This window comes from Spiroplasma endosymbiont of Anurida maritima, assembly GCF_042465095.1.
GTDB lineage: Bacteria > Bacillota_I > Bacilli_A > Mycoplasmatales > Mycoplasmataceae.
This window is the reverse complement of sequence record NZ_CP102059.1, coordinates 694,302-720,000: the sequence shown is the minus strand read 5'-3', so window position 1 is coordinate 720,000 and position 25,699 is coordinate 694,302. Positions and strand designations below refer to the sequence as shown.

Annotated in this window: 24 protein-coding genes and 1 rRNA gene (1 of these 25 running past the window's edge); 1 reads left to right on the top strand and 24 read right to left on the bottom strand. The window is 24.7% G+C overall.

What is annotated here, in order from left to right; translation table 4 throughout:
* From NPX79_RS03420 to mraZ, 20 genes are all read right to left on the bottom strand, one after another.
* A 16S ribosomal RNA gene (locus NPX79_RS03420) occupies window positions 1-4 on the bottom strand (it extends 1,527 nt beyond the left edge of the window).
* A gap of 308 nt (window positions 5-312) precedes the next feature.
* Complete coding sequence (locus NPX79_RS03415; protein ID WP_381415036.1) at window positions 313-867, bottom strand: DJ-1 family glyoxalase III; 555 nt, start codon at window positions 865-867, stop codon at window positions 313-315.
* A gap of 75 nt (window positions 868-942) precedes the next feature.
* On the bottom strand, window positions 943-1,302 hold the full coding sequence (hpf, locus tag NPX79_RS03410) for a ribosome hibernation-promoting factor, HPF/YfiA family (protein WP_381415035.1): 360 nt from the start codon (window positions 1,300-1,302) through the stop codon (window positions 943-945).
* 52 nt (window positions 1,303-1,354) lie between these two features.
* The gene (nadE, locus tag NPX79_RS03405) at window positions 1,355-2,098 is read right to left on the bottom strand and encodes an NAD(+) synthase (RefSeq protein WP_381415034.1); all 744 of its coding nucleotides are present in this window, start codon (window positions 2,096-2,098) and stop codon (window positions 1,355-1,357) included.
* Complete coding sequence (obgE, locus tag NPX79_RS03400) at window positions 2,092-3,390, bottom strand: GTPase ObgE (RefSeq protein WP_381415033.1); 1,299 nt, start codon at window positions 3,388-3,390, stop codon at window positions 2,092-2,094. Before obgE ends, nadE begins: the two co-directional genes overlap by 7 nt.
* Window positions 3,391-3,450: 60 nt before the next feature.
* Window positions 3,451-4,020, bottom strand: a complete 570-nt coding sequence (locus tag NPX79_RS03395) for a hypothetical protein (protein ID WP_381415032.1) — start codon at window positions 4,018-4,020, stop codon at window positions 3,451-3,453.
* Between the two features lie 10 nt (window positions 4,021-4,030).
* Window positions 4,031-4,942: a translation elongation factor Ts gene (tsf, locus tag NPX79_RS03390; RefSeq protein ID WP_381415031.1), complete on the bottom strand. Its 912-nt coding sequence runs from the start codon at window positions 4,940-4,942 to the stop codon at window positions 4,031-4,033.
* 25 nt (window positions 4,943-4,967) lie between these two features.
* Window positions 4,968-6,134, bottom strand: coding sequence for a 30S ribosomal protein S2 (gene rpsB / locus NPX79_RS03385; RefSeq protein ID WP_381415030.1), 1,167 nt, complete (start codon window positions 6,132-6,134; stop codon window positions 4,968-4,970).
* Window positions 6,135-6,426: 292 nt separating this feature from the next.
* Window positions 6,427-6,957: a hypothetical protein gene (locus NPX79_RS03380; protein WP_381415029.1), complete on the bottom strand. Its 531-nt coding sequence runs from the start codon at window positions 6,955-6,957 to the stop codon at window positions 6,427-6,429.
* Between the two features lie 421 nt (window positions 6,958-7,378).
* Window positions 7,379-7,528, bottom strand: a complete 150-nt coding sequence (locus tag NPX79_RS03375; protein WP_381415028.1) for a hypothetical protein — start codon at window positions 7,526-7,528, stop codon at window positions 7,379-7,381.
* A 179-nt stretch (window positions 7,529-7,707) separates the two neighbouring features.
* The gene (locus NPX79_RS03370) at window positions 7,708-8,190 is read right to left on the bottom strand and encodes a deoxycytidylate deaminase (RefSeq protein WP_381415027.1); all 483 of its coding nucleotides are present in this window, start codon (window positions 8,188-8,190) and stop codon (window positions 7,708-7,710) included.
* A gap of 46 nt (window positions 8,191-8,236) precedes the next feature.
* Window positions 8,237-9,532, bottom strand: coding sequence for a hypothetical protein (locus NPX79_RS03365; protein ID WP_381415026.1), 1,296 nt, complete (start codon window positions 9,530-9,532; stop codon window positions 8,237-8,239).
* A 14-nt stretch (window positions 9,533-9,546) separates the two neighbouring features.
* Entirely contained in the window at window positions 9,547-10,479 is a 933-nt protein-coding gene (locus NPX79_RS03360) for an RluA family pseudouridine synthase (protein ID WP_381415025.1), read from the bottom strand.
* Complete coding sequence (gene lspA, locus NPX79_RS03355) at window positions 10,430-11,101, bottom strand: signal peptidase II (RefSeq protein WP_381415024.1); 672 nt, start codon at window positions 11,099-11,101, stop codon at window positions 10,430-10,432. Before lspA ends, NPX79_RS03360 begins: the two co-directional genes overlap by 50 nt.
* 10 nt (window positions 11,102-11,111) lie before the next feature.
* Window positions 11,112-13,808, bottom strand: a complete 2,697-nt coding sequence (gene ileS / locus NPX79_RS03350) for an isoleucine--tRNA ligase (protein ID WP_381415023.1) — start codon at window positions 13,806-13,808, stop codon at window positions 11,112-11,114.
* A gap of 20 nt (window positions 13,809-13,828) precedes the next feature.
* Window positions 13,829-14,158 (bottom strand): hypothetical protein, encoded by a 330-nt coding sequence (locus NPX79_RS03345; protein WP_381415022.1) that lies wholly within the window; start codon window positions 14,156-14,158, stop codon window positions 13,829-13,831.
* Window positions 14,159-14,226: 68 nt separating this feature from the next.
* The gene (gene sepF / locus NPX79_RS03340) at window positions 14,227-14,466 is read right to left on the bottom strand and encodes a cell division protein SepF (protein WP_381415021.1); all 240 of its coding nucleotides are present in this window, start codon (window positions 14,464-14,466) and stop codon (window positions 14,227-14,229) included.
* Window positions 14,467-14,484: 18 nt separating this feature from the next.
* Window positions 14,485-15,684 carry a cell division protein FtsZ gene (gene ftsZ, locus NPX79_RS03335; RefSeq protein ID WP_381415020.1) on the bottom strand — a complete coding sequence of 400 codons (1,200 nt, stop codon included), beginning with the start codon at window positions 15,682-15,684 and terminating at the stop codon, window positions 14,485-14,487.
* A 1,506-nt stretch (window positions 15,685-17,190) separates the two neighbouring features.
* Window positions 17,191-18,129: a 16S rRNA (cytosine(1402)-N(4))-methyltransferase RsmH gene (gene rsmH / locus NPX79_RS03330; protein ID WP_381415019.1), complete on the bottom strand. Its 939-nt coding sequence runs from the start codon at window positions 18,127-18,129 to the stop codon at window positions 17,191-17,193.
* Window positions 18,129-18,563 (bottom strand): division/cell wall cluster transcriptional repressor MraZ, encoded by a 435-nt coding sequence (gene mraZ, locus NPX79_RS03325; protein WP_381415018.1) that lies wholly within the window; start codon window positions 18,561-18,563, stop codon window positions 18,129-18,131. The genes rsmH and mraZ overlap by 1 nt, the downstream gene beginning before the upstream one ends.
* Window positions 18,564-18,800: 237 nt before the next feature.
* Here mraZ and NPX79_RS03320 point away from each other — a divergent pair, with 237 nt between their 5' ends.
* Complete coding sequence (locus NPX79_RS03320) at window positions 18,801-19,646, top strand: bifunctional 5,10-methylenetetrahydrofolate dehydrogenase/5,10-methenyltetrahydrofolate cyclohydrolase (RefSeq protein WP_381415017.1); 846 nt, start codon at window positions 18,801-18,803, stop codon at window positions 19,644-19,646.
* Between the two features lie 2 nt (window positions 19,647-19,648).
* Here NPX79_RS03320 and rbfA read toward each other — a convergent pair whose 3' ends face one another.
* The 4 genes from rbfA to NPX79_RS03300 form a co-directional block, all read right to left on the bottom strand.
* On the bottom strand, window positions 19,649-19,999 hold the full coding sequence (gene rbfA, locus NPX79_RS03315; RefSeq protein ID WP_381415016.1) for a 30S ribosome-binding factor RbfA: 351 nt from the start codon (window positions 19,997-19,999) through the stop codon (window positions 19,649-19,651).
* A 906-nt stretch (window positions 20,000-20,905) separates the two neighbouring features.
* Complete coding sequence (locus NPX79_RS03310; protein WP_381415015.1) at window positions 20,906-21,895, bottom strand: alpha/beta hydrolase; 990 nt, start codon at window positions 21,893-21,895, stop codon at window positions 20,906-20,908.
* Between the two features lies 1 nt (window position 21,896).
* Complete coding sequence (gene cdd, locus NPX79_RS03305) at window positions 21,897-22,607, bottom strand: cytidine deaminase (RefSeq protein WP_381415490.1); 711 nt, start codon at window positions 22,605-22,607, stop codon at window positions 21,897-21,899.
* A gap of 1,245 nt (window positions 22,608-23,852) precedes the next feature.
* The gene (locus NPX79_RS03300; RefSeq protein WP_381415014.1) at window positions 23,853-25,247 is read right to left on the bottom strand and encodes an APC family permease; all 1,395 of its coding nucleotides are present in this window, start codon (window positions 25,245-25,247) and stop codon (window positions 23,853-23,855) included.
* Window positions 25,248-25,699: the final 452 nt, after the last annotated feature.

Here is a 25,699-nt window from a genome sequence, read left to right as displayed (position 1 = left end):
TAAAAATTGAATCCTAGCTTTTTTTGATATGTTTTTGACGAGTCATCATTGATAATGATGATTCAAGTTATACTTAGTTTTCAAAGAACATCTGTTCCAATAAATTGGAACCCATTTATAATAGTATATAATTTTGACTTAAAAGTCAACAAATTTTTAAAAGTTTTTAAAATTTTTAATTATTTTAATCATATTTATATAAATAAGCTCCAAATTGGACACTTAAACATTATAGAATATACAAAAATTAAAAGCAAGCAAATACATAAAAAACTTTAAATATTTGCTTGCTTATATAATTGTTTATTTAAATTAATCCATCATTACAAGTTTACTAAAAACTTCATTATGAACTTCTGGTTCTACCAACACATCCAAGATTGCTCTTGAAAATTGAAAAACAGTACCAGCACTAGCACCAGTAATAATATTATCTGAAGTAATTGCTGCAACATCTGTGTGATAAATTGCTTTATTTAAATGATCTTTACTTCCAGGATAACTTGTAACATCTACTTTATTAACTAAATTTCATTTTCCTAATAGTTGTGGAGCTGCACAAATAGCTGCAATTATCTTATGGTTTTTATTAGCATTTACAATTATGCTTTTTAGTTTTGCTGACTTTGATAAATTTTCATAACCTAATTTTCCACCAGGTAAAACAAAACAGTCATAGCTATCTTCATCAATATCATTTATTAATTTATGAGCTTTAACCGTAATTTTAGCTTGGCTATCTACAAAATATTCATCTGTAATACTTACTAATTCAACGTTTAAATTTGCACGTTTTAAAACATCAAAAGTTACAATTGCTTCAGCGTCTTCAAATCCATTTGCTATAAAAATTGCTATATTTTTCATATTAATCTCCATTGCCTTTATTATTTTTTTTATTATAACATTTATCAAAAAAAACAATACATTATGTATTGTTTTTTATTCTATTATTTCATTTTCCATAGAATCATCAATTGTTTTTGCAAAAGATTGTTTATGTTTTTTATCAGTTTTTATTTCTTTAATTTTTTTAATTTGATCTAATAGCTTGTCAACTATTTTATCAATTGCATTATAAAAATCATTATCTTTTATTGTTGCTTTTAAAAAGTGATTTTTACCAATTATGTCAATTGAAGCATTGATTACAAAATCTACTTTGTTATATTCAATGTCTAAATGCACAATATCATCATTGTGAAATTCTTTAAATTTTGTTAACTTTAAAAACATATTTTCATAATGGGTTTTCATACCATCTGTGACTTCGATATTTTTATTACGTACATTAAAATTCATATAAACATCTCCTTATGTTTTGATTATAACATTAGGAGGTTAAAATAATAAATTAATAATCTAATTTTTTATATGGTTTTGGAACTTTTCTCCTTTTATGTTGAGTACTTTTGTGTTTTGCCTCAATTTTATTTAAAATTTCTTGTGAAACTTCTTTTTTAGCTAAAAAGTCATCCATATCGTTATAAGTAAATCCCATTTCTTGTTCATCAGTTTGCCCATTTCATAAACCAGCTGATGGTTCTCTATCTATAATTTCATTGCTTATATTTAGAACTCTTGCTAAATCATAAACTTGTTTTTTTAATAAATTCATAATAGGCGCAATATCAACAGCTCCATCTCCATGCTTTGTAAAGTAACCTAAATGTCATTCACAAGCATTATCTGTACCTAAAACAAGGTAATTATGCTCTTGAGCTATAGCATAAAGCGTTGTCATTCTTAAACGAGGTTTAATGTTAGAAAGCGCTAAATCACTTTTTNNTAAATTTAATTTTCCTCTAAAGGTATTAAAATTAGACGTTAAATCTATTTTTTTATAGTGAATTTTTTGTTGTTCACAATGCAATTTTGCTAAATTTTCATCAATTTCATCAGATGCACAAGGTAAAATTAATCCTAAATGGTTATTAGGAAAAGCTTTTTTAGCAATAACGCTAACTAAAGCAGAATCAACTCCCCCAGACACACCAAATACAACTCCATCTGCATTAGCCTTTAATACTTGTCTACGTGTTCATTTAACTAAATAATCAATATATTTAGTTAACAATTCTTTATTGTTTTCTATCATTCTCCGTCTCACTCCAATTCATAATCAAATATTTTTATCATGTCTCCAACTTTAGCGCCTTTATTAGCTAATGTTTTAAACAAATCTAAACTATGTAGTTTTTTGTTAAAAATTAATAAGTTATCATACGTTGATATAGGGTAACGATTATATATTTTTTGAACTGCTTGTCCACTTACTTCTCATACACCATTACCTTTATTAGTTACAATAATTTCATCATCATTATCTGTTAATGTGTAATGTTTAAAATCTTCATGTTTGTTTTCATTTATTTCTCATAAATTTTTTTCAGATTTTAATTTAACTAATGTTTTTAAAATAGTTGATTTTAAAAGATCTAAATTTTGTCCCATTAATCCACTAATTTCAATTACATTATTATGTTTAATTTGCTTTTTAAATTTTTTAAGATTTTCTAGCGAAATATCAACATCCATTTTATTTGCCACAATTAATTCTGTACGATTTTCTAAATTAATATTATATCCTTTTAGTTCTTTTCTTATTTGAAGATAATTTTCATATACATCTTCTGTCCCGTAGTTACCAGACATATCAATTACATGAACAAGTAATCTACATCGTTCAATGTGTCTTAAAAAAGAAATTCCTAAACCTTTTCCTACACTTGCCCCTTCAATTAATCCAGGCAAATCAGCTAAAACAAAAGTTTCTTTATTAACTGTTGCTACACCTAAATGAGGTGTAAGAGTTGTAAATGGATAATTAGCGATTTTTGGTCGAGCTGATGTAATTTTTGATAACAAAGTAGATTTACCAGCATTTGGTAAACCAATTAACCCTACATCTGCTAATACTTTTAATTCAAATATTGCATTAAAAGAATCTCCATATTGTCCAGCCTCAAATATAGTTGGGGCTTTATTTCTAGAAGTGGCAAAACGCGCATTACCACGACCACCTTTTCCACCTTTTGCAATAACGAATTCTTGATCTGGTTCTGTTACATCACAAACAATTTCTTTTGTTTCTTCATTAATTATCAAAGTTCCTAAGGGCACAAAGATTTTTTTATCTACAGCATTTTTACCGTGCATTTTCTTTTTAGACCCATTTTCTCCGACAAGTCCTTTAATTTCTTTTTGGAACTTTAGTTCTAATAAAGTTGTCATACCACTTTTTCCGACAACAATTATTGAACCACCGTTTCCACCATCACCACCAGAAGGACCACCTTTATCTACATAAAGTTCACGGTGAAACGCAACACTACCATCTCCACCTTTTCCAGCTATAATTTTAACTTTTGCTACATCTATAAATTTCATTTTTCTCCTAATAAGTAAAAAATGAAAAATAATATAAAATTATTTTTCATTTTTATAATTTTATTCTTCTTCAAAATTCAATTCATCCATAATATCTAATAAAAATATTCCGGTTTTAGAATTTTTAAGTATTTTATACGATTTTTTATTTGAGTTTCCTTCAATGTAGTGAACAAAAAAATGTTTTTCACTTTTTTCTACATCAAAATCAATAATTTTGTTTATTAATATTTTTTCACCAAATAAGTGTAAATGTGTTTCTGATAAACCAACAGATATATATTGTAAATTAAAATATAAAATAACTACAACAGCAATATCTATAAGAAAACCTATAACAACAATGATGATAATTGTAATAAGTGGGTTATCTTGAAAATTTAAGTAACCAAACATTAAACCTAATGCAAAAACTAATAAACTAATAAAAATTGCTCCATAAATATATAATAAAGCCATTTTATTTGTATAGCTTTTTGTTATTAATTTTGTTTTTACTTTTTTAATAAATCCTAAGTGGAAAAAAAGGACGGTTCCTAATAGAAAAGCAGAAATTGCAATTCCACATCATAAAAATATTAATAAACCTTGATTACCACCAGTATTAAAATATGCATTTGAATTTAACATTTTAATCTCCTTATTTAGCTAATTGTGCAGCTTTAACTTCATCAGCAAAAGAAACTTCTTCTTTTTCGATTCCTTCACCAACAGTAAAAGTTACAGCTTTTATTATATTTGCTTTTTGTCTTTTTAAAAGTTCTCCAACTTTTACAGAAGGATCAACAACAAATGGTTGTTCTAATAAAGTATTTTGAGATAATTCTTTACTTAAACGCCCTTCAATAATTTTTGCTAAAATTTCTTTTGGTTTTTTTGCATTTGCAGCATCGTTCAATAATTCATTTTCAATCATTGATCTTTCTTTTTCTACGTACTCAGCTGATAAATCACTTTTTGAAATGAAAGCTGGCTTCATAGCTGTAATATGCATAGCAATTTGGCGAGCAATTGTTTCATCAACATTATTATCAAATGAAATAATTGTCCCAACTGAACTATCTGAGTGTAAATAAGAAGTTAAAATACCTTTGTTAACATTTTCAATTTTTTCAAATCTTCTCAATGAAATATTTTCACCAATTATTGAAATATTATATGATAATATTTCTTTAATTGTTTTTCCTTCTTGATTAACTTTACCTTTAAATTTTTCGTTTAAAGCTTCATCAACATTTTTAAAATTATTGTTTAATAAAATAGTTGTAATATCTTCTACTAATTTTAACATATCAGCATTTTTTGATACAAAATCAGTTTCTGAGTTAATTTCACAAATAACTAATTCATTTTTATTTGATTTAATTCCTATTAAACCTTCAGCAGCAATTCTTCCAGCTTTTTTAGCAGCTTTTGTAATCCCTGTTTCTCTTAATCATTTAATTGCTTCTTCAATATTACCTTTTGTTTCACTTAAAGCTTTTTTACAATCTAAAATCCCAGCATTAGTGCGGTCTCTTAGTTCTTTTACTAATTTTGCAGATATTTCCATTTTAACTCCCTTTATTTATAAAGTTTTATTTTGCAAAAACTTTTCCATTTTTAATTACTAATAAATTAACTAATTGATCAATCATATCTTGTTTTTTAGCTTTTGCTATTTTAAATTGTTTAGCTATTGCTTCAACTTCACCAACTTTAATTGCTTTTAAAGAAGCTTGTAGGTCATCTTTAACAACAACTAATGCGATTTCTCCATTGTTAGCTGTTTTAGCAGCTGGTTTTGCTTCAACTTCTTTTTTAGCAGCAGCTGGTTTTTTAACAGCAGCTGTTTTAGTTGTTGCAGCTGTTTTAGCAGCTGGTTTTGCTTCAACTTCTTTTTTAGCCACAACTGGTTTTGCTTCAACAGGTTTTTTAGCTTCATCTGTACTTTTTGTACCTTCGGGTTTATTAATTACAAAAGTTTTTTTAACAAATGTTTTATTATCATCACGATTATAACGTTTTTCGTATGGTTGGTTTGTTCTTTCCATTGGTTTAAACTGAGCTTCAGGCATTTTTAAGTTAAATGCTTCTCCGTATAAATCTGCAATATGGTGTGTTACCATAGCGATTGCTCTTGAAGTATCATCATTTCCAGGGATAACAATATCAATGTTATCTGGATCTGCATTTGTATCACAAATAGCAATTACTGGAATGTTTAATTTGTTAGCTTCTCTAACAGCTATATTATCTTCAATTGGATCTACAACAAATAATGCTGCTGGTAAATCTTTCATACCTTTAATTCCACCTAAAGTTTTTTCTAATTTAGCTTTCTTTTGTAAAATTAACATTTGTTCTTTTTTTGTAAGTAATGCTAATTCTCCTGATTTTTCTCTACGTTCAATATTTCACAATTCTCTAATTCTTGATTGAATTGTTTTTAAGTTAGTAAGAGTTCCACCTAATCATCTTTCATTTACATAAAAGTTTTGACTTCTTTCAGCTGCATCTTTAATAATTCATTTAGCTTGTTTTTTTGTACCAACAAATAAAATTTTTCCTTTTTTATTTGTTAGACCTTGCATGAATTTTTTTAAATTTTCTAAAATTGATAAAGTTTGTTGTAAATCTATTATATGAACTTTGTTTTTAACTCCATATATATATTCTTTCATTTTTGGGTTTCATCTTTTAGTTTGGTGACCAAATTGAACACCAGCTTCTCAAAGCATTTCCCTTGTTATTTCTTTTGACATGTTTAAGTTCTCCTATAAATTTTTGTTAATTTTCGTTTTTGCTTCCATAAAATTCAAAACTTTCCCATCTTTTTATTAAAAGTAAAGACACTCGGGTTAGAAATTCTTTTATGTGTTTTATTCACATATAATTTAAAATATCTAGAATAAACAAGTTAATAATAACACAAAAAGAAAAAAAATGAATCAAAGATTCATTTTATTATTATTATATTTTGGCTGTTAATACACTTTTTAAAGCATGAAATTAATTGTATGTTTAATCTTTCTTTATAAATTATTTAGGTTGTTTTTAATTCAATAAAGAAATTTTATAACCATTTTTGAAGATTTTAACATCTCGTTCTGATTGAGATTTAGATAAATTGTAGTCAAATAATGATTTATTTTGAGTTAACAGATCTTCATTTTTAGATTCTAAACTTTTAGATTCTTTATTATTGAAGTTAATCTTAAATAATGAAAATATTATTGGAATAATTAAAATTAGTATCACTAAATCTTTTGGCATTAGAATAAATTTTAATTTTAAATCTTTGTTTTGTGTGTAATGATTATCTTGATTTAAAATAAGTAATAAATTTTCCTTTGAAAACAAAGTTATAACAATTAAAAATATTGTAAGGTAAATATATTTTCACTTAACTAACAAACTATTTTTTATTAAAATACTTTTTACTTTATAACTTATTAAAAGAAAAATCATAAAAAAGGCAATAAACCATAAATTAATAAAAAGTGGGTTTGGTGATACATAATCATTTAAAAATGAAATAAAAATAGTAATTGCTAATAAATATGGAATTATTGATAAAAAATACATAAAGTATAAAATCAATTTGTTTTTTCGTAAAAATAAACAAATAAATATTAAAGAGTAAAATAGTGCAAAAAATTTGTAAACTTGTTTTTGAAATACGTTTTCTGTCATTAAAACATTTCCTACAAAAGCCAAAAATTGCATATAAATAACTATTTGAAAATATATTAAAACAAAAATATAATTTTTTTTAATTTTATGTAAAACTCTACTTTTAAAAGAACTATTAACCTTATTAACAAAAATATAATTATGCTTTTTATTTTCATCTTTTTTTTACAAATAAAATTATAGTAAATAATGAAAAGACTATAGAAAAGATCAATAAAAAAAACATTGCAAAGTTTTGAAAAAACATTGTCATATCATTTTGATATATATTTTTTAGTTGTAATTGATCTAAAAAATCCATAATCAACCCCATTTATACACTTAAAGCAACAGCAATTGTGTATTTTTTTTCATGTGTTATAGATATTTTACAACTTAATTGGGAATTTTCATAATATATTAAAAACTCATTATTATTTTTGATAACAGATATTAAATTTAGGACATTATATTTATTGTTCATTTTAAATAAAGCTTCTTTTATAGCTCAACGATTTGCAATAAACTTAAATGCTTCTTTTTTTACTGTAATAGTTTTTAATATTTCTTGTTCTTTTTGTGATAATAATTTATTTGTAAATATTGGTTTTAAATATTTTTTTTATAAAATCTTTTATTTTTTATTAAATCAATTCCTATCACTTAACCAACCTCTGCTTCAACAGTAATTTTAATTTTCTTAGCTTTTCTAAATTTTACATTAGCAGCTGTTAGTAATTTTTTTGCAGCTAAATTATCAGATGTATCTGCATATTTATCATCACTAAAAATAACATTTTTAATTCCAGACTGAATTATTAGTTTAGAACAACCAGAACAAGGGAATAAAGTTACATATATACTGCAATTTTGTAAATTAGTTCTCGCACTTAAAATTGCATTAAGTTCTGCATGAATTACATACGGGTATTTTGTGTCTAAATAGTCACCTTCTCTATTTCATGGAAAATCATCATCACTTAATCCTCGCGGCAAACCATTATAACCCGTTGCGATAATTTGATTAATATCATTAACAACACAAGCTCCGACTTGTGTATTTGGATCTTTACTTCTTAAAGCACAAACATGTGCCACACTAATAAAAAATTGCTCTCACGATAAAAAATCATTTCTTTTTTGCATAATTATTTCTCCTATAAAAATAAAAATAACTTAAGTAAATAAGTTATTAAATATAAATTGGTCTTAAATCAGTTGGTAACTTATAGTAGTTATCTAACATATCAATTAGTTTTTCGTCAGAAAATAACCCAGCTTCTTTATAAGTTCATAATGCTCCAACAGTTTGACCATCAAATGCTGGAATGTATTTTTTGAACACTAGCAACATAATAGCTGTTAATAAAAATCCCCCAATTATTAAGCCTCCAAGAAGTGTTAACGAAGAGTATTTACCATTGTTTTTATAATCTAAAACAAAACTTACCGCCACTCCTAAAATAAGTGCTGTAAATATGTAAATATAAGTATGATAACCTGTAAAAAGTGGTGATAGTAATAAATATATACCAACAATTGTTGTTTTTTGATTAGCTACAATTGATTCCAACGTCGCTTTTCCATAGTTAAGTGAAAATAATGTTCCATATAAAACAGCTATTAGAACTATTGGTCCATAAAGCGCCAATTGTGGAAATACAACAACAGTTGTAAGTCCAACTATTGGGATCGCTATAAGTATTGTAATTAAAAACTTAATTTGACCTAAATATGCTTCAGCATATCGACATATAAGCAACAATAACATTCCTTCAATTATTAAAATTATCGGATTATTTGATGCAAATACATAAGTGAATAGTCTTCATCATTGGTTAGCAAATATTAATAAATCTCTAGAAACGCCACCAAAAATTAACCCAAGTGATTCTGTACGCATTTTCGGAAAAATCATTTGCGCTAAAAACAATTGCATAATAACAACACCTATAAATAAAGACATAATAATTCATGTTGCAAATAAGTTATTTGAGCTAAGTTTGCTACCTAATGTTTTTAGTTTTTTACTTATGTCGCTATCAGGATTTTGAATATTATCTAAAATTTCTTCTTGTGACATTTCTTTTATATCAACATCTTTATCTTCATTAGATGCTGGAATTTTAGAAAATATTTTATGAAGTATTTCTTGGTAATTATCTTTATTTAAATAAATTATTGTATGATTATCTTTTTTTACTTTTTGATAATCTCCATCAGATAAGATTATAGTTAAAAATTTAATTTTATTAACAGTTTTTGTAAAATGCTTTTCAGCTATTTGTAAAAAATTATTATCATCTTTAACATTATTTAAATTATCTTTAACATCTTTTGAATCATCAATTTTAATAATATTAAAGGCTTTTTTTACATTATATAAATAAGCACCATTGTTTTTGTTAGAATCAGCTACATAAACTTCATATGCTTCTTTTGTTTTCAACAAATCTACAATTGCCATTTTTTCTTTATTAAAATTCATACTTAAATCCTTTACTATTTCAGTTTATTAATAAAATCATTTATAAACTTCGGAACCGAAGCCGTTATATCAATTTCTTCATTTGTAATTGGGTGCACAAAATTAATTTTATGCGAGTGAAGCAATTGACCTATAATAATATCATACACTTTTTTTGGATTATATAAAGGATCATTTACAATTGGGTGCCCAATATAATCAAAATGAACTCTAATTTGGTGAGTTCTTCCCGTTTCTAAATCACATTCAACAACAGTATATTTTTCAAATCTTTTTATAACAGTAAAATTTGTAATAGCACTTTTACCATCTTTTGCTACTTGCATTTTTGACTTACTATTTATTCTTTTTATTGGTAATTCAATTTTACCTTCATTCTCTAGAACAACACCTTCAACAACTGCAAGGTATTTTCTAGATATTTCTTTTTGTTCCATCATTTTAGAAAGTAAAACATGAGACTTTAAATTTTTAGCAACTACAATTGCCCCTGTTGTTTGTTTATCAATACGATGAACAATTCCCGGTCGCAGTGTTTCGTTATCACCATCTCAATTAAAAGATTTGTGATTTAAAAGTGCATTAATTAAAGTATCTTCTTCATTAAATTTTGTCGGGTGAACTAAAATATTATTCTGTTTGTTTAAAATAATTAAATCATCATCCTCAAATAAAATATCTAACTTAATATTGTGAGGTTTTAAAACTTCTTTAACTTCTTCTTGTTTATTAGCAATATTATTAACATCAAATTCTTTAATAAAGATAATATCCCCTTGATTAACAATATGATTTACCTTAACTACTTGAACATCATTAACTAATATATAATTGTTTTTAATTAATTCTTGTACTTTTTGGCGTGAAAAAAAGTCACCTTGGCTCTTTTTTAATATTTTAGTTAATATTGCGTCAATTCTTGATGACTCACTTACAGTATGTTTCATTTATTTCTTCTCTACTTTTTGTTTTTTTTTCTTCTAAATGTTGTTTTTTTATTTCGTTAATTTTATTCAAATCTAAGTTTTTATCTTCATTTTTTTTATTTTTATAATATGTTACTGCTTCCACAAAAATTGCCACAAACAATAAGACAACACCAACATTAACAAAAACATCTGCTAAATTGAAAATGCTATAAGGCTCAAATCAGACTCAAAATAAAAAGTCTACAACCCCACCATCATTTCACATACGATCAATTAAATTACCGTAAGCTCCAGAAATTATAATTGATAAAGAAATTAATAAAAGCTTATTATTTAAATATAAAAAAGCAATTGTTGCCATTATCGATACAAATGTTGCTAAAAAAATTGTTAATCCGGTATTGTCGCTATTTAAACCAAAAGCGCTACCATAATTAATTATTAATTTAAAATGGATAAAATCTTTAATAAACTCAATATCAGGTTCAAAAAAACTTAATTTATCTAAAGCAATTTGTTTTGTTACAGCATCAATAATAATTAGCCCTAAAATAATTGGTAGACAAACTATTAATTTAAATTTTCAATTAAAATTTCTTGTCTTTAAATGTTTTTGAAATTTTACAAAATAATTTTTCATTTTTCCTCTTTTATTTGCTAATTATTTTATAACAACGTTGACAAAGTTCTTTGTCTTTAACAATATCACTTGTTATAATTCAACAACGTTGACATTTATCACCATTTTTTGGCATCACTTTAATGTTTGCTGATTTATATGATCTTCCATCATTATTTTTAACGTGTTTTACGCCACTTAAAATTAATATTTGATACATATCATCAATCTTAACTAAATCTTCAAATTCTTTGTTAAATTCCACAAATAATTCACATTCCATAGTTTTATTTATTAATTTATCTTCACGCATTAATTCTGCTTCTTTTAAAAAGTCACTTCTAAATTGCATAAATTTATCTCATAATCCAATATTAAAATTTTTAAAATTAGTTTTTAATGTTAAATCATTATTTGTTCACACATCAAAATCTAAATGTTTAGAAATATCATAAACAGTATGAGGAAGAATTGGTTTTAAAACAAATATTAAAACTTTTATAATTTTAATTAAAGTTGTTTGAACTGATAATCGACGATGACTGTCATTATTTTCAATATATAAAATATCTTTAATGAAGTCTAAATAAAATTTTGATAAATCTGTTGTAATAAAGTTAATTATTGTTGTATAAACACTTGAAAAATCTAATGCATCAAAATGTTTTTTAACACTATTTTGAAACTTTTCCGTTTTAACTAACATATATTTGTCTACATCCGCTAAATCACTATCAGCAATTGCATTTTTTAAATTAAAGTCTGAAATATTACTTAACATAAACTTAAAAGTGTTTCTAATCTTACGATAACTATCACTTGTTTGTTTTAAAATTTCATCCCCTAACCTAACATCATTTTCGTAATTAACAGAACTTACTCATAACCTTAATACATCAGCTCCATATTGTTTTATTATTTTTAAAGGATCAATAGTATTTCCTAATGATTTACTCATTTTTCGACCTTTTTGATCATTAGTAAACCCATGAGTTACAACATTTTTATATGGTGCTTTATTGTCCATAATTGAACTAATAATTAAAGAAGAATTAAATCATCCACGATATTGATCTTGACCCTCTAAAAAATATTCAAATGGTTGTTTTAAACCTACAAAATCTTGCATCACTTGATGACTAACACCGCTATCAAATCAAACATCCATAATGTCATTTTCTTTTGTAAAGTTTTTTTTCTGTAAATTTTTTGGAAGAAAAAAGTCTGCATTTTTTGTAAATCAAATATCAGTTGTATTGTGTTTATTAAAAATACTTATTACATGTTTAACAATTTTTGCATCATTATAAATATTTCCATTTTCATCATAAAAGGCAATTATTGGTACCCCTCATAATCTTTGGCGTGAAATACATCAATCTTTACGATTTTCAATCATTTCAATCATTCTTTGTTTTGCTCAACTTGGATTTCAATTAACTTCATTAATATTTTTTAAAATATTGTTTTTTATTTTATCAATTGAAACAAATCATTGTTTTGTAGCTCTATAAATAACTGGTTTTTTAGTTCTTCAATCTATTGGTGTTCTATGTTTTATAAACTTTAATCCAAATAATAATTTTTTAGCTTCTAATTTTTCTCCAATAATTTTATTTGCTGTTTCATAAAAAATCCCTTCAAGACCTTTATCATTAACATCTTCTGTAAAACATCCGTTGTTACCAATTGGGGCAAATATATCTATATTATTATTTTTTGCAATTATATAATCATCAACACCAAATCCAGAAGCTCCATGAACAATTCCTGTACCTGACTCTTCTGTTACATGATGACCTAAAAATACTTCTGAAAATCTTTCATAAAGTGGATGTTTTGTTTTAGCATTAACTAATTCAGCCCCCTTAAACTCTTTTTGCAGTTCAAAATTTTCAATTTCTTGTTTTTCAAAAAAATCATTTGCTAAGCTTTTTGCTAAAACAAAAAATTGTTTATTAGCTTTAAATAAACCATATGTAATGTTTTCTCCAACAGCTAAAAACTGGTTTGAAGGGATTGTTCAAGGAGTTGTTGTTCAAATAATAAATAAAGCATTTTTTGGAATACTATTAAATTTTTCAGATAATGGAAAACCAACATAAATAGATGGGGTTCTTAGTTCATCATATTCAATTTCAGCTTCAGCTAATGCTGATTCACTTGATGGTGATCAATAGATTGGTTTTAAATCTTTAAAAATTAAATCTTTTTCTACCATGTTAGAATAAATTTCAATTTGTTTTAATTCATATTCTAAATTTAATGTTAAATATTTTTTCTCAAAGTCAGAAAAAATTCCCAGTCTTTTAAACTGATTTTCTTGAATTCCAACTTGCTTTAAAGCATATTGGCGACATAACTCACGAAACTTGTCTGCTGAAATTTCTTTGCGATTAACACCTGTTTTTGCAATAGCATTCTCAATTGGTAAACCATGTGTATCTCAACCAGGGTAAAATGGTGAATAATATCCATTTTGATTATTTCAACGAACTATAAAATCTTTTAAAATTTTATTCATTGCATGACCAACGTGTAAATTACCATTAGCATATGGTGGCCCATCATGTAAAATTTTAACTTCATTATTAATGTTTTTTTCCAACATGCTTTTAACATAATCACTAGATTCTCACTCTTGTTGAAATGTTTCTTCTTTTGTTGGTAAATTACCTTTCATTTCAAAATTTGTTTTTGAAATATTTAGAGTATCTTTGTAGTTCATTTTTTTCCTTTTCCAAAATATTATTTTAATTTATTTATACTTATAATTTTACTTAATATTTTTTCTTTTAGTACTTTCTTATCCATTGTTGAGGAATAATTAAAAAACTCATTCTTTAAGATAAATTCATTTAGCAATCTATCAAAATGAAATGGATTTTTTTTAACGTTTATCAATAAATCATTAACATCAGATTTAAAGTTATTAGCTAAACCAATAATAAAACTTAGTAAGTCATCAACTATAACATTTAAATCAAGTTTTTCTAGTTCTTCTTCAACCAACTTAATATTTTTATCATCAATTTTTTGATCTGTTTTGATATTCGTTAGTTTAAATAAATTGTTCATCTAACCCCCAAAAAAATTAAATAAAAATAAGAGAACCCTCTTATTTAAAATTATATCTTAATTTATTTTTAATTAATAATAAATTGATATGAAAAATCGTCAATTTTTTCAACTTTTCCTTCAAGAGCAAAAACCATTCCAGTTAAAAAATCAATAATTCTTCTTCTTTCAAGTTTTTCAACATTAGTTAAATGAATTTTTAAATAACGTTTTTTTAATAATACTTCTGCCATTTTTGGAGCATCAATATAACCAACAGCGATAAAACCTGATGATAAAACTTCTGTTATACTTTTATTTTCTTCCATAAAAACCTTTATAACCTATTATCATTGATTTTTTACAAATGGAGGTAAATCATCATCATCGTCTGATTGATTATTTTGATTATTTGCCATGTTATTACCAGGGTAATTTCCACTTCTTAATGATTCTATTCTTCTTGCAGCATTAGATGACTCTCTTCTAGCAAATTCATGTGGGTTTTCACCAGGTGATGTATTATTTCTGTTTATAAAATCATTTCTTCTAAATTCGTTTACTTGTGCTTGATTAACATCAATTTTATTATGATGTTCTTCTTCAAATCCTGTTGCAATTACAGTAACAATCATTTCATCTTCTAAATGTTCGTTTGTAGCTGTACCAAAAATGATATTTACTTCTCCACCAATTGCTTGTTTAATTATATCAACAGCGTCATTTACATCATTTAATGATATATTTGTTCCACCTGTAACGTTGATAATAGCATCTTTTGCTCCTCTAATTGAAGCATCTAACAATGGAGATATAACGGCTCTATTTGCAGCTTCGATTGCTTTATCTTCACCTTTTCCAATTCCGATTCCAAATAATGCATTACCTTTATTTTTCATAACTGTTTTAACATCAGCAAAATCTAGGTTGATTAAAGCGGGAACAGCAATTAAATCTGTAATTGTTTGAACACCTTGACGAAGTATATTATCAGCTTCTTTAAATGCTTCATTCATTGGAATTGCACCAATAACTTTTAATAATCTATCATTTGAAATAATAATTAAAGAATCAACATGATTTTTTAATTCATCAACACCTTGAATTGCATAACTGTTTCTAGCTCTTCCTTCAAACATAAATGGTGTTGTAACAATCCCAACAGTTAAAGCTCCTAAATCTCTAGCTATACTAGCTATTATTGGTGCGGCACCAGTACCAGTTCCACCACCCATTCCGGCAGCAATAAACACCATGTCAGCTCCATTTAAAATTTCTTTAATTTGATCACTTGATTCAATTGCAGCTTGTCTACCAACGTCAGGATTAGCTCCAGCTCCAAGTCCTTTTGTTATTTCTTTACCTAAAACAAGTTTTGTTTTAGCTTTAGAAACACTAACAACTTGTGCGTCAGTATTTGCAACTATAAACTCAACTCCTTGAACTCCGTTTTCAATCATTCTATTAATTGCATTATTTCCAGCTCCACCAACACCAATTACTTTTATCGATGCAACTTGCTCATAATTATTGTCAAAGTTATTCATATATCCTCCATATTACCTTTTTTCATTGTACAATTTTATTAATAAATTAACAAATTAATTTGTATATCTTTTTTTTAAAATTTTGTTAGTTGATAGTTTTATTAATATTAAAATTTTGAGCATGTTGCATGTTATTTGTTGGGGTTTTGATTGGTTGTGAATTAAAGTCATTACTATTGTTGTAATAATTAGTATTTTGATTCATAGATAAGTTTTGATCCAAGAATTGTTTATCATTTTTATTTTTTCATAATTTATTTAACACTTTATTTTTAAATGAATTTTCATTTTTTAATAAATCATTATTTAAATTATATGGTTTAACATGTTCGTTTACATCAATTGACTGAGTTGTTGAATTAGATGTTTTGTTAAATATATGTTGGTAGTGAATATTTCCAGTTAAAGCTAATCACTCAAAACTTTTTGCTCCAATATTATCAGAAATATATATTGCTAAATTTTTAAATTTAGAACTAAATAGTGATGAAAAATTTTGAAAACCTCCAATATTTAATACATTACCAGTAATAATAATTTGGCTTTTGTATTTTTCTATTAATGGTTTTAAATGTTTATATATTTCTTCAAAGTTTTTTTGTAAAATATTTTTTACAAAAGCTATTAATTCATGATGAGTAAACTTAATGTGTTCTTTTGTCTCTCTAAAGTATTTACTATACACAATAGTTTGGTCATCTTTATCATTATTTAAATTAATTATTTTATATAAATAATCGCTTGCAGTACTTTTTTCACAAGATAAAAACTTAGAAATCTTTTTAATAAGATGGTCTAGACCAAATTTAAAAGTTTTAATATCACAAACAGTATTATTAAAAGTTGTTGAAATATTTACAAAATTATCATTTCAATCAATAAGAACTATTCCTTTTTTTNNCAAGTGTTTAGTTGAAGCAATATCTCAACCTAAAGCAAAAGCTTCTGGCATATAGCTTAACAATCCTAATTTAGACATTTTTAAAACATTTAATTGTCCTTCTAATACATCTTTATTTGTCATATAAACAACTGAGTAAACAGTTATTTTATTTGCAGGATTATCAATTGGTGCTGCTGCAAATCGACGATTGTTATCTAAAATATATCTATATGGTTTAATAAAAAATACTTCACTGTTATTATCAGACGGAACATCCTTTGTCATTGAAATTAATTGATCTATATCGTGATTATTAATATTTTTTGGAACTTCAAAATATATAGATTTTTCAGTTCTTCTAATACTTTGTAATTCTGTTGGAATATTTATAGAAATCCTTTTAATATCTAGCTTTAATTTTTTGTTTGCAGCATTAACTAAAGAAGACAGGGCTTTACTAGCTAACTTTTCATTTTCTACTACGCCATTGTTTACAGCATTAGTTTCAATATGGTTTTTATATAAAATTTTAATGTTTGATTTGTGGTACATTCCCACTAAAAATAAAACTTTGTTGTCTTGGAATTCTACAACCCCATATATTTCTTTATTATTGAACATAGTTATTTAACCCTTTCTATAATTCTTAATTTAGCACTTCTACTTCTTCTGTTTTCTTCTAATTCTTTTTTTGAAGAAACAATTGGTTTTTTATTAATTACATTAAAGTCTGAAGAATAATTATTTATTGTTGGCAACTTTTTGTTTATTTCAAAATTTGGATCTGTTGTCATTTTTTTAAAAATATTTTTTACAATGCGATCTTCTAATGAATGAAATGTAATTATTAAAATTCTTCCGCCAATACCCAATAAAGTAAGACAATCATTAAGAGCGTTTTTTAAAACTTCTAATTCATTGTTTACTTCAATTCTTAAAGCTTGAAAGATTTTTTTAGCAGGATGACCTTGTTTTTTTAATTCTTTTTGAGGTAGAGAAGATTTAATTATTTCCACTAAATCAAAAGTAGTATTAATATCTTTTTTTTCTCTTACTTCAATAATTTTTTTTGCTATACTTTTTGAAAATTTTTCTTCCCCGTAGTTAAAAAATATTTCTATTAATTTTTCATATGAATAATTATTGATAATGTTCTTTGCTGTTAGTGAAGAATTTAAGTTCATTCTCATATCTAAATCAGCATTTTTGTTATAACTAAAACCTCTAAAATCTTCATCAAATTGAGGTGATGAAACACCTAAATCAAAAATAAATCCATCAACTTTTTGAATATTTAATAATTTTAAATTAGCTTTTATGTTAACAAAATTATCATGAATTATTGTTATTTTAGATTGTAGTTTTTTAAGACTAATTAGTTCTTTTGCTTCCTCAATTGCTTGATGATCTTGATCAAAACTATAAAGATGCCCATTGTTTAATAGTTTTGCAATTTCAATTGTGTGTCCTGCACGCCCTAAAGTGCCATCCACATATATACCATCAGCTTTAACATTTAAGTTGCTAATGATCTCTTTTAGAAGAACCGGATAATGTTTCATTATACTTTATCCTCAAATTTTAAAGCTGCTTCTTCTAATGAAGGTGCTTCATTTTTAAGATAATTATTTCATGAATCTTCATCTCAAACTTCTAAATGATCATTATTCCCTATAATTAATACGTCTTTTTTAATATTTGATAAAGTCTTTAATTCTGAATTAATATTGATTCTACCTTGAGAATCAAAAGTGGCGACGTTAGATAAAGACATAATTTTTCTTTTTAAAGCTCTACCTTCTTTTGTTGCTTGACCTGTTAAAGATAATTGATTTACCCATTTATTTCAATTTTCTTCGTTTCTGATATCAACGCACCCGTCAAATCCAATAGAAATGTACACTTGTTTATGTACAAAATGTTCACGAAATTTTGCAGGTAGAGCTAGTCTACCTTTTTCATCGAATTTATGATTGTATTTACCAAGTAGTATCATTTCCCCATTTTCCCCCACTTCTATTTAAATTATATGTAATATATACTTTAAAAGCAAATAAAAAGATGCTTTTTTTTAAAAAGTTTCTTATTATATATTGACATTTTTTTAAAAAAACTTTTTGAAATAAATCTATAAAAATTTAAAGTATTTTACATTCCCCACTTTAATCCACGGTATTTAAAAAATGCTTTTTGCAATATATTTGTTAAAATAAATAAGGATAAAGAGGTAACTATGATATTAGATGGTAAAAAACAAAATAATGAAATTGCTTTGAAAATAAAACAAGAAATAATAGAAAGAGTAAATAAAGGTTTTAGAAAACCAAAGTTGGTAGTTATTCAATTTGGAGATTTCAAAGAATCAAATAGTTATATTAAACATAAAAAAATATTTTGTAATAAAGTGGATATTTTATTTGAACATATTAAATTTAATGAAGATATTTCATATAACGAAGCTGAGCTAAAAATTAAGAATTTAAATAATGATCAAAATGTAGATGGGATAATAGTACAATTACCTATTATTGGAAATTTGGATGAAGAAAAAATTACAAATTTAATTACGGATGATAAAGATGTTGATGGATTTTCATATAATAATTTAGGAAAATTAATGAAAAATAATATAAATTTACCACCAGCTACACCTAGCGGAATTTTAAAGCTTTTGAAAGCTTATAATATTTCATTGGTCGGTAAAAATGTAACAATAATTGGTAGAAGCAATATAGTTGGTAAACCTTTAGCAAATATGCTTATTAACGAAAGCGCTACTGTAACAATTTGTAATTCAAAAACAAAAAATATTAAAAGTTTTACTAAAAAATCTGATATTGTTGTTGTTGCAGCTGGTAAACCAAAACTATTGANNAAAAAAGATATGGTTAAAAAAGGAGCAGTAGTTATAGATGTCGGAACTAATTTTATAGGTAAAAAACTTGTGGGAGACGTGGATTATATTAATGTTCATAAAAAAGCATCATTTATAACTCCAGTTCCCGGAGGTGTGGGACCAATGACAATTGCTTCATTATGTGAAAACATAATGTCATCTTATAAAAAAAACATCAAATAAGTTTAATTACTTTTTGATGTTTTTTTTATAAGATCTTCAATGTTATTAGCTTTTTCTAAATTATTGTCGTAAACAAATGATAATTTAGGTATTTTATATAAGTCTAAGCTTTTAGCTAAAAAGCTTTTTATTTTTGGTAAATGCCCGTTTAATAAATTGTCGTATTTTTCCACTTGATCTTTATTCATTAGTAAACTGTAGTAAATCTTTGCCATACTTTTGTCAGCAGTTAGATTGACTTCAATTAAAGAAATATTTATTAAATCTATATCTTTTATTTTAGTTCTAATTATTTGAGATACTTCTCTCATAATTATAGATTCTAACTTTTCAATTTTAATGTTTTTTGCCATTTTTTCGCCTTTTTAAAATATGATTTAAATTAAATCACTTTTCTTTCTATCTTGTTATTATAATATAAAAAATGTATTATATTCCATATATGTAAAATTTGTGAAAAGGAATTTATATGCTTTTATTCAAAAGTAAAAATTTTTATAAAGACTTTTTGTTTTGGTGAAAACTAATTCTTTTTCTTATCTCAATTATTTTTTTTATTATTGCTATAAAGGTAATTATGGATGGCGAAGAGTGATATGTATCAATTTGAAATAATCCAGACGATGTTCAAAAAGAAGATATCCCCATTAAAAATGTAGAAGTAATTTTAAGTTATTTTTCAGTTCAGGTTAATGTTATGACAACAGCATATTTATTATGCTTAATTATTTTTCATAAATATGATGNNGAAAAATTGCTTTTTTTTAATAACACGTGAAAAAATGCTTTTGCAAATTGAAATTTATTAATGTTAATTGTGTTTTGGTTTGGAATTATGTACGGTTTAAATAATGGCCTTATATCTTATGCTTTACAAAATTATTCAAAAGCTCAAATATATTGCACAATTGTCACACATTTCATTGTTCCGCTTTTCTTTCTTGGATATGTATTACTTTCTTACAATAATACATCTGTTTCTTGAANNAAAAAATATTTTTTTAAAGAAATATGATATGCCAGTACTTACCCTATTTTTTATTTTTTCTTTGTTTGAACATATACACAAACAAACCTGATACCTAATAATGAAAGTGTAAAAACATTTATGTATCCATTCTTAATATTTGATCAACCATTTTTCCCAAGTATGAGTGAATCTTCTTATGCTTTATTTGTTGTTTTTGGTTTCTTTATAACATTTGGATTAATTCAGTTGTTATTCTTTTATATAAATAAACTAATGTATAAAATAAGAATTAAATATTTAAAAAATCATAAATAGTTTTTAAAAAAAATGTATGATCTTTTTTTAAGCCTTTAATATGAGCAGCATTATAAACTACAAATGAACTTAAAATTTCTCGTTCATTTCTAACTTTATTTTCAAAAGCTATGCGCGTCTTTTCTAAAGGAATTATTTTGTCGTTAGCTCCATTTAAAAATAAAATCGGTAAATCTTTTATACTTTTTGTATCATAAAAAGGAACAACATCATCTATATCAAAACCATACTTTGTTAAAAATAAATTTTGAATTGCAAAGTAACTTTGATATGGATCATTTTTTAAATCTTTGATCATTTTGAAAACTAACCTTTGCAATGTGTCATATGTAGAATCTATTATTACTTTTGAAATAATATTTACATACTCTTGATAATAGTCATGCAAAAATTGCCCCGTAATAAAACTTCCCATAGACATACCATGCAAAATAATTTCTGAAACATCTTCTGAATCTATTAAAAAATCCACAATATTTTTTAAATCTTTTTTTTCATAAGCACCAAATGAAACAATCCCTTTATCTGATTTTCCATGATCGATTAAATCATAAACTAAAACGTTGTAGCCTTTATTAATGTATAAAGCAGAGTATGAAAAAGAAGAAAATTTATTAGAATTAATTCCATGAGTTAGCACAACTCATTTTTTATTATTTTTTGATTTTACATTAGAACAAATCTTCAAATAATTTATTTTAATGTTTTCTTGGTTAACTAAAAAATTTTCCTCAATGCTTTTATAATTTTCTTTATGAAAGTAATTAGTAATTTTATTTTTATAAACAAATTTTTGCATTATTTTAAAACAATATTCTTCAATGTTTTTGTAGTTTTTATTGTATTTAAAAAAAGGTTTAATAAAAGAAAGATTACGAAAAAATAAAAATGATTTTATTAAACCTTTTTTTGTATTTAAATATTTTTCCAATTCATCTTGATCGGGAACAAAGTAATCTTCCATATTATGAAACCTCGCTTAAATCTTTAGCTGAAAATTTTAATGGTAACAGCTCTTTGACTAATAAAGTTTTAAAATCACCTTTTTGGTTGAAAATATAAACGGTTACATTCTCATCAATTATTTCAGATAAAAATTGTCGACACATTCCACAAGGGCTTCCATAATTATCGCTGTCAGTTAATAAATAAATATTTTTAACCTTATTTTTGAATAAATTTCCAGATAATCAAGAACCACATGCACTTCTTTCAGCACATAACGTCACTGGGAATGATGAATTTTCAATGTTTATACCAGGAATCATTTCTGCATTATCAAGCTCAAGAAAACATGCTACCCTAAATTTAGAATAAGGCACGTAAGCTTTTTTTTGTAACTCTAATAGGTTGTTAAAAATTTTTTTATTCTTTTGATCANNGTCATAAAATCTCCTTTTTATATTGATAGCATCTAATATTTCTTTTTGTAATTTAAACATTACTATTTCATCCTCTTTTTCAATATGGTCATATCCCAAAATATGCAATAACCCATGCGTAAATAAAAATGCCAACTCCCTAGTTAAACTATGTTGGTAACTAATAGCTTGTTGTTTAGCAATGTCGAAACAAATAAAAATATCACCTAACACGTGTGTATTTTCAAATGGATCTTTTTCATTTATTGGAAAAGTCAGCACATCAGCCACATAATCTTTTTGCCTATAATTAATATTTAATTCTTTTTGTGTTTCTGCGTCATTTATAACAACAGATAAAGAAAAAGTTTCTTCTTCCCCCTTTGATTTTTTTTAAAGTTATTAAAAAAATTTTTAAAAAAATATCAGAAACTTCTTTAATTTCATGGTGAGTTTTATTAAATATGTCTAATTCGTGCTTCATATAACCCCAAAAATATACTATATTGTTATTATATAACATCTAAAAACTTATTAAAATTATTTTTAAACATATTGTTATTAATATCTACAAATATAATAGATAATTGTTCACCAAATATGAATAAGTAAATAAAGGATTGATCCTTTATTAACAAAATAAAAAAAACATAAATTATTATTTTGTTAATAACTAATAAAAGTTCATAATTGATTTTTAAAAAAAACATTTTTAAAATTAAAATTAATAAATTAGCTACAAATAATATGGAATAACTTGTTAAAATTTTTTCACAAGTAATAAATATTAAAATTAATTTAAATAATCACAATAATATTAAAAATATTAAAACACTTTCATACTGTTTGCCTAAATAAGTTTTTCGAATAAAGTAAACTATATTTGTTTTATTATAAAAAGATTTAGTGTATTTCTTTTCTACAAAAGTTATAATTTGCTTTTGTACTTTTAAATTAAATAATATTTCTTTTTTTTTCTAACATTAGTTTAGAAAAATTAAAAATTAAAAAAAGTAAAACTCCGCTGATAATACTTTCAAATCCATTTAAGTTTAAAAATGTGTAAAAAATTCATTGATAAATAAAACTACTAGAAATGATTAAAAAGTATAATATATGTTTTTGAAAAATAAAAGCTAATTTCAAATTAGAATTGTTAAATTCATTATTCTTTTTATGCTTAATAAAAACAAAAATTATTTGTTCATACTTTAAATCACTTTTTAAATGATTTATAAAATCTATATATAATTTATTATTAAATAAATATTCAAAATGGCCAATCTGAGCTTTTTCTTTTTTGGAGTAAACTAAAATTTTTAGATTTTGTTTTAATTGTCTTTTAATAATTTTTATATAATTTGTTTCTACACTAAAACACTCAATTGTTAAATTAAAAAAGTTTAAAATAACTCTAATATTGTATAAAGTTAATAAATTGCTAAAATTAAATATTTTTTTTTAAGTTTGTTACTGAAATTTTTTTTAGATAATACTTCGTTAATAATTTGTTTGCATACATTTCATCCACAATCGTTCAAATGACCCTATATTATTTATCTAATTTGTTTTATTTTCTTTTACTTTTTTAGTTATTTTTTTATTTATATATTTTACTAAATAATATGCTGGATAAGCTGCTACAACAATAGCTAGAACAATACCACCCCTAATTAGTGAAGTGTAATCATTTGTTACTGTTCCATAATAATATAATCCTAAAACTGAACCTATTAAGGCGAAAATTGAACCACCAATCGCTAAAAAGAAAATTGTATAAAATAATCAATTTTTGAATAATGGTTTATAATTTTTNTCTCTACGACGTAAAAATAAAACTGATATAGCCATTACTATTTTTAAAAGAGCTGTGGCAAAAATGAAATAAGATGTTATTGAATAAAGTTGATCTCAAGAAATATAGATAAAAGAAATACCAACAGTTAACAAAATCGCATTATAAGGTGATTTTGTTTTTTTATGTTCTTTTCCAAAAACTTTAAAAATATCTCCATAATTACTCATTTGAGCAATAAGTTTAGGTTGATAAAAAATAAAGCTATTAATTGAACCGATAAAGATTAAAATAGCTAACCCAGAAAAAATATAACCTAATGAATTGGGAATATTTTCATTACTTTTTATTGCTAAAAATCACCCATTTTCTAAACCAGAACTACCATTAGCAAATTCACTATTTGTAGCAATAGATAAAATTGCAATCGCTAAAACAATAAACACAATTATTACAACAACAGTTGATCAAATAATTACTCTTGGAATTGTTTTTCGTGGTTGTTCTATTTCTTCTGACATATACGTTACAGCTTCTACACCTGAGTATGCGAAAAGTGTAAATGAAATAGCCGGAATTAAGAAAAATGTTGAAACATATATTTTGTTAAGAGATTTTCCAATTGTAAAGTTTTCTAAATTATCTTTTGATCCGTAGATAAAAGCTAAAATGATTATAAAAATAATAGGAACAAATTTTAAAACTAAAAAAATTATTTGTGAATACTTATTCACATTTCTAATAAAAATTTGCGCCATAACTAAAGAAATTATAATTGCAATTGCAATTAGTTTTCCAACTCAACTATTGTTAATTGCTCAATTTTCTCCTAGAGAAAAAATAATTTCCATTAAACTAGTTGAAATGGATGCTAGTGCTAAACCAGCGGATGCTATTGATGTTGATGAAACCATTAAAATAATAATTCATCCAAATCAAAAAGATAACCCATTTCACTTTAGTTTCTTTAACCAAAAGTAAGCTGTTCCATTACCGGGACAGTTAATACTACCTTCAGCCATTAATAATATATCTGGAATTAAAATAATTGCTCCAATTAATCAAGCCATTATAATAAATACTAAAGAAAATTCAGTTTGAAATCCTATTTGACCGAAAGATACTAAAACTGATGATCCAAGAGTAGCTCCAATCGCCATTGAAAAAAGAGTTCAAAATTTATACTTAGCTTTTTTGTTTTCATTTAACTCCTTTTTATCTTTATTCTACACCTATAAGTATTTTATTTTTTAAAATATATTCTAAATTATAATTTACAAGTGCCTTGCAATGAGGTGCATCACTTGGGTCCCAAACAGAAAAACTGTTGTCTAATTTATGCATTTTGTAACTATGAAAAACCGGTACAAAATCATCATTTTTTCCATGAACAAATAAAAGTTTGTCTCGACCCTCTTTATTATATTTTTTATAATTCTTTTTAAAGTTATTAAATTTTGTACTTTTACAAGTTAATAACAGATATATAAAAATAGTCATTGGATATGATATTCATCAAGGAAGTTTTACAAAATGATGAATAAAAAACTTAATTTGAAGTTTTATATTATAAAAACCACAATCAGCAATAGCTCAATCAACTTTATCATCT